10 protein-coding genes are annotated in these 12,057 nt (G+C 62.2%); 3 read left to right on the forward strand and 7 right to left on the reverse strand.

Translation table 11 applies throughout. The features are described from left to right. The first annotated feature begins 128 nt into the window (after window positions 1-128). Window positions 129-1,319, forward strand: a complete 1,191-nt coding sequence (locus tag NKJ94_RS12530; protein WP_352525338.1) for an aq_1923 C-terminal domain — start codon at window positions 129-131, stop codon at window positions 1,317-1,319. A gap of 80 nt (window positions 1,320-1,399) precedes the next feature. Here the strand turns inward: NKJ94_RS12530 and aspS are convergent, their stop codons facing one another. From aspS to NKJ94_RS12550, 4 genes are all read right to left on the reverse strand, one after another. Further along, window positions 1,400-3,190, reverse strand: coding sequence for an aspartate--tRNA ligase (aspS, locus tag NKJ94_RS12535; protein WP_352525468.1), 1,791 nt, complete (start codon window positions 3,188-3,190; stop codon window positions 1,400-1,402). Window positions 3,191-3,406: 216 nt separating this feature from the next. Then, complete coding sequence (locus tag NKJ94_RS12540; protein WP_352525469.1) at window positions 3,407-4,234, reverse strand: carbohydrate ABC transporter permease; 828 nt, start codon at window positions 4,232-4,234, stop codon at window positions 3,407-3,409. 34 nt (window positions 4,235-4,268) lie between these two features. Beyond that, a complete protein-coding gene (locus NKJ94_RS12545) occupies window positions 4,269-5,141 on the reverse strand; it encodes a carbohydrate ABC transporter permease (protein WP_352525470.1) in 873 nt (290 codons plus the stop codon). A 68-nt stretch (window positions 5,142-5,209) separates the two neighbouring features. Beyond that, a complete protein-coding gene (locus NKJ94_RS12550) occupies window positions 5,210-6,478 on the reverse strand; it encodes an ABC transporter substrate-binding protein (protein WP_352525339.1) in 1,269 nt (422 codons plus the stop codon). Window positions 6,479-6,781: 303 nt separating this feature from the next. Between NKJ94_RS12550 and NKJ94_RS12555 the strand changes: the two genes are divergently transcribed. Together NKJ94_RS12555 and rnd are read left to right on the forward strand one after the other, a co-directional pair. Next, on the forward strand, window positions 6,782-8,029 hold the full coding sequence (locus tag NKJ94_RS12555; protein WP_352525340.1) for an MFS transporter: 1,248 nt from the start codon (window positions 6,782-6,784) through the stop codon (window positions 8,027-8,029). A gap of 73 nt (window positions 8,030-8,102) precedes the next feature. Next, on the forward strand, window positions 8,103-9,260 hold the full coding sequence (gene rnd, locus NKJ94_RS12560; RefSeq protein ID WP_352525471.1) for a ribonuclease D: 1,158 nt from the start codon (window positions 8,103-8,105) through the stop codon (window positions 9,258-9,260). Between the two features lie 5 nt (window positions 9,261-9,265). Here rnd and NKJ94_RS12565 read toward each other — a convergent pair whose 3' ends face one another. Genes NKJ94_RS12565 through guaB form a run of 3 tightly spaced genes read right to left on the reverse strand, consistent with a single transcriptional unit; the run spans window position 9,266 to window position 11,787 of the window. Further along, window positions 9,266-9,685 (reverse strand): MAPEG family protein, encoded by a 420-nt coding sequence (locus NKJ94_RS12565; protein WP_352525473.1) that lies wholly within the window; start codon window positions 9,683-9,685, stop codon window positions 9,266-9,268. Between the two features lie 28 nt (window positions 9,686-9,713). Next, a complete protein-coding gene (locus tag NKJ94_RS12570; protein ID WP_352525341.1) occupies window positions 9,714-10,253 on the reverse strand; it encodes a hypothetical protein in 540 nt (179 codons plus the stop codon). 31 nt (window positions 10,254-10,284) lie between these two features. Next, window positions 10,285-11,787 carry an IMP dehydrogenase gene (guaB, locus tag NKJ94_RS12575; RefSeq protein ID WP_352525343.1) on the reverse strand — a complete coding sequence of 501 codons (1,503 nt, stop codon included), beginning with the start codon at window positions 11,785-11,787 and terminating at the stop codon, window positions 10,285-10,287. Window positions 11,788-12,057 lie beyond the last annotated feature (270 nt).

The raw sequence follows: 12,057 nt of genomic DNA on the forward strand, positions 1-12,057 counted from the left end.
GATCGGGTTTGCCTTTGGCCGCTATTTTCGACCATTGTGCCGAGGCCCGCCTTTTTCCGGTCCAGTTCGTCGCTGAATGGTGACGACGCGAAGAAAAGAATTTCAGGACACTCTCAGGGGAGCTCTCGATGACGATCAGAAACTCGACACTTAAAAGACTGGCTTTTTCGACCTTTTTGCTGACGCTGCCGCTGAATGCGGCCTTCGCGCAGGATACCGCGGTCGCCGACCGACTGAAGGCTGCCCTCGCCGCCCAGGGCGTCGACCTCTCCTGGACCGGAGTAACCGGCGACACCTCGAGCATGGTTCTGCAAGGCGTAGCGGTCAAACCGGCGGCCGAAAAGGAGGCGCTCAAGATCGGTGACGTCAAGCTCGAAGGCGTGACCGAAGCCAATGGCGGCTATCAAATCGCGACCGTATCGACTTCGCCGTTCGAACACAGCGAGGATGGCGTCACGCTCAATCTCAGCCCCTTCGTCATCCACGACATGACGGTGCCGGCCGAAGGTGCAAGCGGTCCGCTGGGCTCGCTGATGATGTACAAATCGGCCGAGCTCGACAACATGACGGTCAAGGTTGCCGACAAGACCGCGTTCTCGATGGACGGGCTTGCCATCGCAATCACGCCGCCGGCCGACGGCAAGGCCATGGAGTTTTCCGGCACCACGGAAAAATTCACTGCCGACCTGACGCTGGTCGAAGATCCGAAGTCCAAGGAAGTCATCAACGCGCTCGGCTACCAGAACATCTCAGGCAATCTTGAGATGGAAGGTACCTGGCAGCCTACCGACGGCAGGATGGACTTGTCGAAATATGAAATTTCGGTCGACAATGCCGGCACGTTCGGCATGACTTTCAATCTCGGCGGCTACACGCTGGACGTCATCAAGTCACTGCAGGAGATGCAAAAGAAGATGGCAGCGCAACCCGAAGGCGCCGACAATTCGGCGCAAGGCATGGCCATGCTCGGGCTGCTGCAGCAGCTTTCGTTCAACAGCGCCTCGATCCGCTTCGATGACGATTCGCTGACCAAAAAGGTGCTGGATTATGCCGGCAAGCAGCAGGGCATGTCCGGCAAGGACATCGCCAACCAGGCCAAGGCGATCGTGCCATTCGGCATGGCGCAGCTCAACAATCCGGAACTGACGGCGCAGGTTTCGGCCGCGGTCAACAAATTCCTCGACGACCCGCAAAGCATCGAGGTCTCGGCCGAGCCGCCGGCAGCGGTGCCGTTCGCGCTGATCATGGCGGGCGCCATGTCCAACCCACTCGACCTGCCGAAAACGCTGGGCGTGACGGTTACGGCGAACGAAGACTGATCGATACAGCCTTCAAGCAAAAAGCCCGGCAGTGATGCCGGGCTTTTTTATGAATCCACAGAACCGGTTCAGAGCGTTTCCTAAACCTCTTTCTTCGCCGCCACGACGCGCAGTGACAATTCGCGAAGTTGCTGCGGGCTGGCTTCCGACGGCGCGTTCATCAACAGGTCGTAGGCCTGCTGGTTCATCGGGAACATCGTCACTTCGCGGAGGTTCCTGGCGCCGACCAGAAGCATGACGACGCGGTCGATGCCGGCCGCCATGCCGCCATGCGGCGGCGCGCCATACTGGAAGGCACGGTAGAGGCCACCGAAGCGCTCCTCGACGGTTGCGCGGTCCAAGCCAACAGTCTCGAATGCCTTGACCATCGTTTCGGGCAGATGGTTGCGAATGCCGCCCGAAGCGATCTCGAAACCGTTGCAGACCATATCGTACTGGAACGCCTTGATGCCGAGCAGATCCTCGCCGTTAAGCGCATCGATGCCACCCTGCGGCATCGAGAACGGATTGTGCGCGAAGTCGATCTTCTTCTCCTCCTCGTTCCATTCGAAGAACGGGAAATCGACGATCCAGCACAGTTCGAAGCGGTCGCGGTCGACAAGGTTGAGCTCCTCGCCGGCGCGGGTGCGCGCCGCTCCCGCGAAGGAGACGAACTTCTTCGGGTCGCCGGCGACGAAGAAGGCGGCATCGCCATCGGCAAGGCCGAGTTGCAGGCGGATAGCCTCGGTGCGCTCCTCGCCGATGTTCTTGGCCAGCGGCCCGGCGCCTTCGAGCTTGTCGCCCTCTTTGCGCCAGAAGATATAGCCGAGGCCGGGCTGGCCCTCGCCTTGCGCCCATGAGTTCATGCGGTCGCAAAAGGCGCGCGAACCGCCGGTTTTCGCCGGAATGGCCCAGACCTCGGCCTTCGCATCGTTGGCAAGGATGTCGGCGAACACTTTGAAGCCGGAATCGCGGAAATGGTCGGACACGGCCTGCATTTCGATGGGGTTGCGCAGGTCCGGCTTGTCGGTGCCGTATTTGCGCATGGCGACGTCGTAGGCGATGCGCGGAAACTTCTGCGTCACCGGCTTGCCGGCGGCAAAGGTCTCGAAAACGCCTCGCATGACCGGCTCCATGGTGTTGAACACGTCCTCCTGCTCGACGAAGCTCATCTCCACGTCGAGCTGGTAGAATTCACCCGGCAGGCGGTCGGCGCGCGGATCCTCGTCGCGGAAGCACGGCGCGATCTGGAAGTAGCGGTCGAAGCCAGACACCATGATCAGCTGCTTGTACTGCTGCGGCGCCTGCGGCAGCGCGTAGAAATTGCCGGGATGGATACGCGACGGCACCAGGAAGTCGCGCGCCCCTTCGGGCGACGAGGCGGTCAGGATCGGCGTCGAGAATTCGGTGAAGCCGACCTCGCCCATCAGCTTGCGCATCTCGGCGATGATTTTCGTCCGCGCCACGATATTCTTGTGCAGCGTGTCGCGGCGCAGGTCGAGGAAGCGGTATTTGAGGCGGATATCCTCCGGATAATCTGGCTCGCCGAACACCGGCAGCGGCAATTCCTTGGCCGCCGACAGCACGTCGATCTCGCGCGCGAAAATCTCGATCTCGCCGGTCGGCAAATTGGGGTTCACCGTGTCGGCGAGGCGCGCCTTGACCTCGCCGTCGACGCGGACGACCCATTCGCCACGCAGCGTCTCGGCGATCTTGAAGGCAGGCGAATCCGGATCGGCGACGATCTGGGTCAGGCCGTAATGGTCGCGCAAATCGATGAACAGCAGGCCGCCATGGTCGCGCACGCGATGCACCCAACCCGACAGGCGAACGGTCGAGCCGACATCGACCTTCCTCAATTGGGCACAGGTATGGCTGCGGTAACGATGCATTGTCATTCTTAAAGTCCGGGTGCTGGGTTGTGGCCGAGGCATGATGGCCCGGCCCGAAAATTTGCGCGAAAAGCACATGAGAGGGTGCATTTGTCAAGGCAAGCGGCGCCGGCACGAGTTCGCGTTTCTTCCCGCCCCTGTCCCGCCGGCATCAATTCATGCGAGAGGCGTTAATCTGAGTCTGCTGCTCTGTGCCGGCAGTTCAACTAATGCACCTCATCCCTTGACCCCGCCTGCGGTGAGGCCGGAGATGATCTTGCGCTGGAAGATCAGGACAAGGATGACGAGCGGCACGGTGACGATCACCGATGCGGCCATGATGTTGCCCCACGGGATCTCGAACTGCGAGCTGCCGGAGAGCAGCGCGATCGCGACCGGCACAGTTCGCTGCTCGTTGTTGGAGGTAAACGTCAGAGCGAACAGGAACTCGTTCCACGCACCGATGAAGGCGAGAAGCCCGGTGGTCGCCAGCGCCGGCCACATCAGCGGCAGGAAGACGCGGCTCATGATGATCCAGGGCGTAGCACCGTCGAGGATCGCCGCTTCCTCCATCTCGATCGGCAGGTCGCGAACGAAGGCGGTGAGCACCCAGACGGTGAACGGCAAGGTGAAGATCATGTAGGAGAAGATCAGCGCGAACGGCGAATTGTAGAGGCCGAAGGCCCGGATCAGCTCGAAAAGCCCGGCAAGCACCGCCAATTGCGGGAACATCGAGACGGACAGGATAATGAGGAGCAGAGCCGAGCGACCGCGGAAGCGGATGCGTGCTAGCGCATAGGCGGCGGTGACGCCGAGGAACAGCGAAATGGCGACAACGACGCTCGAGATGAACAGCGAGTTCACGAGGTTGCGCAGGAAGGTCCCCTCGGTGAAAACGGTCCTGTAATTGCTGAAGCTAATCGTCTTCGGCCAGTAGTCGATCTGGAAGAGTGCCGTCCCCGATTTCAGGCTGGTGATGATAGCGTAGTAGAACGGGAACACCGCGACGATGACTATGACGGCGACGAGGAGGTAGAAAGCGGTGCGCTTGACGATCCACATGATCAGTAGTCCAACATGATCAGTAGTCCCCATATCATCAGTAATCCTTGTCCAGCCTTATCCGGCCGAGCCAGAGAACGAGCATGGTCAGCAGAGCGAGGATGAGGAAGAGCAGCGTCGATGCAGCGGAACCGTAGGCGAACTTGTCGAACTCAAACAGGCTCTCGCGGGCAAACACCGACATCGACTTGGTGTGTATGTTGTTTGGCGTGAGCACGTAGATCAGGTCGAAGATGCGCAGCGCATCGAGACCGCGGAAGATCATGGCTACCATCAACGCCGGTCGGATGAGCGGCAAAGTGATCTTCCAGAACACTTTCCACGGGCTGACGCCGTCGAGTTTGGCGACCTCGTAGATTTCTTGCGGAAGCATCTGAAGGCCGGCGAGAATGAGAAGCGCCATGAACGGGGTCGCCTTCCAGACGTCGACAACGAGGATGGCGACCATCGCCGTGTCGGCGCTGGCCGTCCAGGCGATCTTGGTGCTGATCAGGCCGAGCTTGAGAAGGACGTCGTTGATGATGCCGAACTGATCGTTGAGCATCCACTGCCACATTTTCGCTGAGACGATCGTCGGGATCGCCCAAGGGATTAGAATCGCGGCGCGCACGACGCCGCGGCCGCGAAATTGGGTGTTGAGCACCAGCGCGACGATCATGCCGAGCACTGTCTCGCAGGTGACCGAAATCACCGCGAAGCGCACCGTGTTCCAGACAGCGCGCCACCAGACCGGGTCGACGAACAGCCCGTCATAAATGACCCGGCCGCTCGGCATTTGCAGGACCGAGAAATAGTTGGCGAAGCCAATCCAGCGACGGGCTTCGAGGTCGGCGAGCGAGGCATCGGTGAAGCCGAAATAGATCGTGCGCATCAAGGGCCAGCCGGCAACGGCGGCGAGTACGATGAGCATCGGGGCAAGCAACAGCCATGCCGATCGCGTGCGCTGACGCGCCAGCAGTGAGCCTCGGCGCGGTGAGATCACCAGGCGGCGCCCTTGAGCCTGGTCAAGGAGAACTCGAGATCGGCAAGGTTGTCGGCGGCCGCGCCCTCGCCGGACATGGTGTTGTGGACGGCGGTCCAGAACTCGCTCGATACCTCGTTGTACCTGCTCTTGGCCTGGGCCGAGGGACGCGGCACCGCGTTGAGGACGACTTCCTTCCAGCGCGGAATGACCGGCTGCGCGCTGGCGATGTCGGCATCGTCGTAGAGCGCCTGGATGGTCGGCAGATATGCCCCCTTCAAGGCGCGGTACTTCTGCATCTGAGGCGAGGCGATCCATTTGACCAGCTCGATTGCTGCGTCCGGGTTCTTCGAATATTTGGAAACCGCGAGATTCCAGCCGCCGAGCGTTGCTGCCGGGCGGGCGCCCTCACCCGACCCCGGCGGCAGCGTCGTCACCTCGAACTTGCCTTTGATGGGGGAGCTTTCGCTGTTGCCAAGCGCGTAGGCGTAGGGCCAGTTGCGCATGAAGACGGCGTTACCGGTCTGCCAGACACCGCGCGACTCTTCTTCCTGATAGGCCAGAACGCCGGGAGGCGAGATCGTTCCCACCCAGCCCCTCGCCATTTCGAGGGCAGCGGCTGCTTGCGGGTTGTTGATGGAGATCGTGCCGTCCGGCTCGATGATCTGGCCGCCGCCGTTCGACTTCACCCATTCGAGTGCATCGCAGGTCAGCCCCTCATAAGCGTTGCCCTGGAAGACGAAGCCCCACATGTCCTTGTTGCCGGCCTCGCGCTCCTTGTCCATGACCAGCTTGGCGGTGTCGGCAAGTTCGGTCCAGTTGGTTGGGACCTTGGCGCCGTATTTGTCGAGGAGGTCCTTGCGGTAATAGAGCGCCGGCGCATCGGTGAATATAGGCAAGGCGACGAGTTTGCCATCGACGGTCTGCGATCGGATGATCGATGGGAAATGGGCGCCAACGACATCCTTGGTCGCCTCGGTCAGGTCAACGAGCTGTTTTGCGAGCTGCGGGGCCCAGATGACGTCCGTCTGATAGACGTCGACGTCGCTGCTCCCGGCGGCGAGCCAGAGCCTGTATTGGCCGAACTGGTCCGTCCCTGAGGGCGGCACCGGAACGACGGTAACCTTGTTGCCGGTCTTCTTCTCGTATTGATCGAGTATCTCGCGAAGGATTCTCTGGCCGTTACCGGTATCGCCCGAAACAATAGCGAGGTCGACGGCCCGCGCCGGGCCGGCCGCCAGAACTGCAGCCACGGCAAATGCAGCAAATGCGGGATGATACTTCATGATGGCGGACCTCCCTCTGGAGCTTCAGGCCGGGCAGCAGAAACGACATCGATGCCCGACACCGTCCTCCACACACCGGCAGCTCACAAGACGCGCATTCGCCCACCAGCACTGAACTACAAAGGTACGCCTTGGGTTCCCAACGCGGAGCATCCAGCGCCACGCGGTAGCGCAAGTTCCCAGCTCGGTAAAAATAGAAGCTGAGGCACCCGTGGCCCTGGCTGGCCCCAACGCCACCGGGAATTGCCGCTGGTATTGGCAAAGGCGATGGTTCAAGAAGGATCAACGACAGGCTTTCCCTTCATGTCCTCCATCCGCCCGCTGATCCCGCTCCTGATCGCCGCCGGCATCCTGCTCGGCGGCAACGGCCTGCAGAGCACCTTGATCGCGCTGCGCGGTGCGCAGGAAGGTTTTCCCGCCTCCTCGATCGGTCTGATGGGCACGTTCTATTTCGCCGGCTTTTTGCTCGGCTGCCTTGCCGTCACCCGCATCATGAAGTCCGTCGGCCATGTGCGCGCCTTTTCCGCATTGGCGGCGATCGCCTCGGCGGGAACGCTGCTGCTGGTGCTGGTCATCGATCCCGTGATGTGGTGCGCCGTGCGCTTTGCCGGCGGGTTCTGCTTTGCCGGCCTGTTCACCATCATGGAAGCCTGGCTGAATTCCGGCGTCACCAACACCGACCGGGCGCGGGTGCTTGCCATCTACCGCATGGTCGATATCGGCTCGGTGACGGGCGCCCAATTCCTGATCCCGATCTTCGGCGCCGGCGGCTTTGCCATCTTCGCCATCATGTCGATGATGATCACCGTTTCGCTGGTGCCGGTTTCGCTCGGCGACCGCTCCAACCCGACGCCGCCGGAAGACGTCAAGCTCGATTTGGCGCGCGTCTGGCGGATCTCGCCGCTTGGCTGCTTCGGCTGCATCGCCGTCGGCGTCACCAACAGCGCCTTCCGCACCCTGTCGCCGGTCTATGCAGAGCAGATCGGCATGTCGGTCGCCGACGTCGTCACCTTCGTCAGCGTCGGGATTTTCGGCGGCGCCATCATCCAATACCCGCTTGGCTATCTCTCCGACCGCTGGGACCGGCGCTCGGTTCTGCTGATGACGACGTGTTGTGCGATGGTGGCGGCGCTGGCGCTGGCGTTCGTGGCAGGCGGCAGCCCGTTCCTCAACTTCGTGCTCGTCTTCATCTTCGGCTGCTTCGCCATGCCGCTCTATTCGCTGTCGGCGGCGCATTCCAACGACCGCGCCGACAAGGGCGAGTTCGTGCTGATCAACGCAGCCTTGATGCTGTTTTATTCCTTCGGCGCCATTGGCGGCCCGTTCGCCGCCTCGACGGCGATGCAATATTTCGGGCCGAGCGCGCTGTTCGTGTTCAGCGCCATCGTCTATGCGGTCTTCGTGGCCGTCATCCTTTACCGGATGCGGGCGCGGTCTGCCGTGCCGGCGAGCCATCGCAGCCGTTTTACCGCCCTGTTGCGCACGTCGACGGTTTTTGCTCGGTTGGCGAAGAGGAACGCTGATCCCGATGAGCCCGCAAAGCCCCGATAAAGGTGCTTACGCTTGACGAAAGCGCGCGCGGCTGAAATTGAAAGAGACCCTGCCCTTTGCCAAAAGCGATTTGATGCACGTCATCACCACCCAGAAAGAACTCGAGACCGTTATTGCCGCTTTCGAAAAGGCGGAATTCGTCACCGTCGATACCGAATTCATTCGCGAAACGACCTTCTGGCCGATCCTGTGCCTGATCCAGATGGCAGCGCCCGGGGTGACGGCACTGATCGATCCGCTGTCGCCCGAAATCGATCTGAAGCCGTTCTTCAGGCTGATGGCCAACGAGGCGATCGTCAAAGTCTTCCATGCGGCGCGCCAGGACATCGAAATCATCGTGCATCTCGGGGATCTGGTGCCGCATCCGGTGTTCGACACCCAGGTGGCGGCGATGGTCTGCGGCTTCGGCGACAGCGTTTCCTACGACCAGCTGGTGCAGCGCATCACCGGAGCGCGGCTCGACAAGTCCTCGCGTTTCACCGACTGGCGCCACCGGCCGCTGTCCGAAAAGCAGCTCGATTACGCACTTGCCGACGTCACCCACCTGATCGAGGTCTACAACCACCTCAGCGCCGAACTGGTGCGGGAAAACCGCGCCCACTGGCTGAACGAGGAGATGGACGTGCTGACCTCGCGCGAGACCTACGATCCGCATCCCGAGGATGCCTGGAAGCGGCTCAAGATGCGGCTGCGCAAGCCGCAGGAACTGGCGATCGTGCAGGCGGTGGCCGCCTGGCGCGAACGCGAAGCGCGCGAGCGCGACGTGCCGCGCGGCCGGGTGCTCAAGGACGATGCGATCTACGAAGTGGCGCAGCAGGCGCCGCGCGACGCGGCGGCGCTGAGCAAGCTGCGCACCACGCCGAAGGGCTGGGAACGCTCTTCGACCGCGACGGCATTGCTTGGCGCAGTCAACGCTGCCCTTGCCCTGCCCAGGGAAGAGATGCCGAAGCTGCCGAAAAGCTTCCAGCCGCCGGAGGGGTCGAGCGCCGCTGCGGAGTTGTTGAAGGTGCTGCTGCGGATCGTTGCCGAAAAGGAAGGCGTCGCATCGAAGGTACTCGCCTCCAGTGACGACATCGACCGCATCGCTGCCGAGGGCGAGGAAGCCGACGTGCCGGCATTGCAAGGCTGGCGGCGCGCCGTTTTCGGCGAGGCCGCGCTCAAGCTGGTGCGCGGCGAACTCGCCATCAAGTTCGACAAGCGCAAGATCGCGCTGTTCGACGTGCAGCCTTGATCTGCTCAGACCAAGCCGAGCAGATGCAGCGCCAGCCATATCCAGCCAAGTGCGAGAACTACCGCGCCTAGGTAGAATGCCCTGCTGCGCAGGATTAGCCGATTGCTGGTCAAGTGGACCGATGCGTGAAGATAGCGGGAGACGACAAAGATCCACATCAGTGCCAAGGTCAAATAATTGACGCCATTGGTCACGTGCAGCGTCAAGCATAACACGTAGAAAAGCACCGGCAGTTCGAACTGGTTGCTCAGATTGTTGGCGACGGTGACGCTGGAACCAGGCTCCGTCGAGCGCGTCTTGAACTGGCCGGTCTTGGCTTCGCCCGATCTGACCGCACCATAGCGGCGCCGGCCCATTACGACATAGACGACATAGACCAGCAGCACCTGCGCCAGCATCGGCCAGAAGATCGCGGTCTGGTTCAAGACGCCCCCTGTCTTTGTCACCCAGCCTTCAAGGCCGTTTCTGAGCCATCAGGGTAAAAGCCGCAATGATGGTCACCGGCACCGCCAGAAGCGCGAATTTGGTGACGATCAGCGCTGAGGCAAAGGACAGCGAATCCGGATTGGCCGACAGGAAATCGGACAAAAGACGAGCCACGGCGATGTTCTGGGCATAGTCGGCAAGTGGGTAGGGCAGCACCAGCACAGCTGCGAATATCGACTGGGTTTGCGCAGGCAGCGCACGGAAATTCTTCAGCCGCCGGCCCGAGGCCAGGATCAGGCTGACCATCGTCAGCGACAGCAGCGCCGGAAACAGCAGGTCGAAGGTCAGGTAATGCCAGACGAGAATGATCTCGCTGCCACGCCGGCCGAGCGCCGTCAGCCAGGCCATGCCCTCATCCGGGGTGAAACCGGCATAGCGCATGTCGAGCGACGGCAGACCGCCGCTCAATTGGCGAAAATAGAGGAATTCCATCGCCGTCATGATGATGAAAACCGCCACGGTGGCGAAACAGAGTGCGGCGGCGTGGCGCGACAGCCGCAGGATCATTGCCGCCAGATTGCGCCAAGGCGCATGGCGATCAGGCCCCGCCAGGATAATTCGGGCTTTCGCGGGTAATCGTGACGTCATGGGCGTGGCTTTCACGAAGTCCGGCATTGGATATCCGCACAAAAGTGGCGCGCTCGCGGAAATCGGCAAGGTCGCGGCCACCGACATAACCCATAGCGGCTTTCAGGCCGCCTGCAAGCTGGTGCAGCACACCAGACACAGGTCCTTTGTACGGCACCTGCCCTTCAATGCCTTCCGGGACCAGTTTCAGCGTGTCGCGCACCTCGGCCTGGAAGTAACGATCGGCGGAGCCGCGTGCCATGGCACCGACCGAGCCCATGCCGCGATAGGCTTTGAAGGAGCGGCCCTGGTGCAGATAGACCTCGCCCGGGCTCTCGTCGGTGCCGGCCAGCAGCGAACCGATCATCGCAGCACTTGCGCCGGCGGCAAGCGCCTTGGCGAGATCGCCCGAATATTTGATGCCGCCGTCGGCAATGACCGAGACGCCCGATTTCTGCGCCGTCTCGACCGCCGACATGATCGCCGAGAGCTGCGGCACGCCGACGCCGGCGACGATGCGGGTGGTGCAGATGGAGCCCGGCCCGATGCCGACCTTGACCGCGTCGGCGCCGGCATCGATCAGCGCCAGCGTGCCTTCTGATGTGGCGACGTTGCCGGCCAGGATGCGAACCGAGTTGGAAAGCTTCTTGGCCCGCGTCACCGCATCCAGGACGCGCTGCGAATGACCGTGCGCGGTGTCGATCACCAGAAGGTCGACGCCGGCGTCGATGAGGCGCTCGGCCCGCTCGAAACCGTCATCGCCGACGCTGGTGGCGGCGGCGGCGCGCAAGCGCCCCTGCGCGTCCTTGGTGGCGTGCGGGTTGAGCTGCGACTTCTCGATGTCCTTGACGGTGATCAGCCCGACGCAATTGCCGTCCCGGTCGACCACGACCAGCTTCTCGATGCGGTGCTGGTGGAGCAGCCGCTTGGCTTCGTCCTGATCGACGTTCTCCTTGACCGTGATCAGGTTCTCGCGGGTCATCAACTCGTAGACCTTTTGCGCAGGATCGGAAGCGAAGCGGACGTCGCGGTTGGTCAGGATGCCGACCAGCCGGCCGACCGTGTGGCCGCCGGCGCCGCCGTTCTCGACCACCGGGATGCCCGAGATGCTGTAGGTGCGCATCAGACCCAGCGCATCGGCAAGCGTCGCCTCGGGACCGATGGTGACAGGGTTGACCACCATGCCGGATTCGAATTTCTTCACCTGCCGCACCTGCTCGGCCTGTTCGGCCGGCGAGAAATTGCGGTGGATGACGCCTATGCCGCCGGCCTGGGCCATGGCGATGGCGAGTCGCGCCTCGGTGACCGTGTCCATGGCGGCCGACAGGATCGGCACGTTGAGGTCGATGTCGCCGGCGATGCGGGTGCGGATGTCGGTCTCGCCGGGCATGACCTCGGAATGACCCGGCTGCAGCAGCACGTCGTCAAAGGTCAGCGCCAATGCGCCGGTGGACGTCTCGATGATTTTTGCCATGGCCAGCCCTCGGAATGCAGGAAAGGCGCTCGCCCTAATGGACAGCGCCGACTCGTCTTCTTCCCTTTCAGGATTGGCGCTGGCTCGTAACACGTCCCGTCGCCGTTGAAAAGCCGATGGTTGTGTAGTGGCAAAGCTGCATTTGCCGCAGGTGCTGCACGACTTGCGGTCGCACAAACGTGACAGCAAATTAATGCGACATCCGGGCCAAGCCATGATACCGCCCTACCTGTCGGTTTGGCCCCCAAGGCCGGCAAGCAATCGCGACGC

This window comes from Mesorhizobium sp. M0060 (assembly GCF_040323155.1).
Lineage (GTDB): Bacteria > Pseudomonadota > Alphaproteobacteria > Rhizobiales > Rhizobiaceae > Mesorhizobium.

What these genes read in the sequence shown, in the direction of transcription:
- NKJ94_RS12545 (WP_352525470.1), bottom strand. Translation starts at nt 5,141, where the DNA reads ATGCTCATCGTACTCGCCGCCGTTGCCGGCTGGCCCTTGATGCGCACG.
- rnd (WP_352525471.1), top strand. Translation starts at nt 8,103, where the DNA reads ATGCACGTCATCACCACCCAGAAAGAACTCGAGACCGTTATTGCCGCT.
- NKJ94_RS12555 (WP_352525340.1), top strand. Translation starts at nt 6,782, where the DNA reads ATGTCCTCCATCCGCCCGCTGATCCCGCTCCTGATCGCCGCCGGCATC.
- guaB (WP_352525343.1), bottom strand. Translation starts at nt 11,787, where the DNA reads ATGGCAAAAATCATCGAGACGTCCACCGGCGCATTGGCGCTGACCTTT.
- NKJ94_RS12530 (WP_352525338.1), top strand. Translation starts at nt 129, where the DNA reads ATGACGATCAGAAACTCGACACTTAAAAGACTGGCTTTTTCGACCTTT.
- NKJ94_RS12570 (WP_352525341.1), bottom strand. Translation starts at nt 10,253, where the DNA reads ATGATCCTGCGGCTGTCGCGCCACGCCGCCGCACTCTGTTTCGCCACC.
- aspS (WP_352525468.1), bottom strand. Translation starts at nt 3,190, where the DNA reads ATGCATCGTTACCGCAGCCATACCTGTGCCCAATTGAGGAAGGTCGAT.
- NKJ94_RS12550 (WP_352525339.1), bottom strand. Translation starts at nt 6,478, where the DNA reads ATGAAGTATCATCCCGCATTTGCTGCATTTGCCGTGGCTGCAGTTCTG.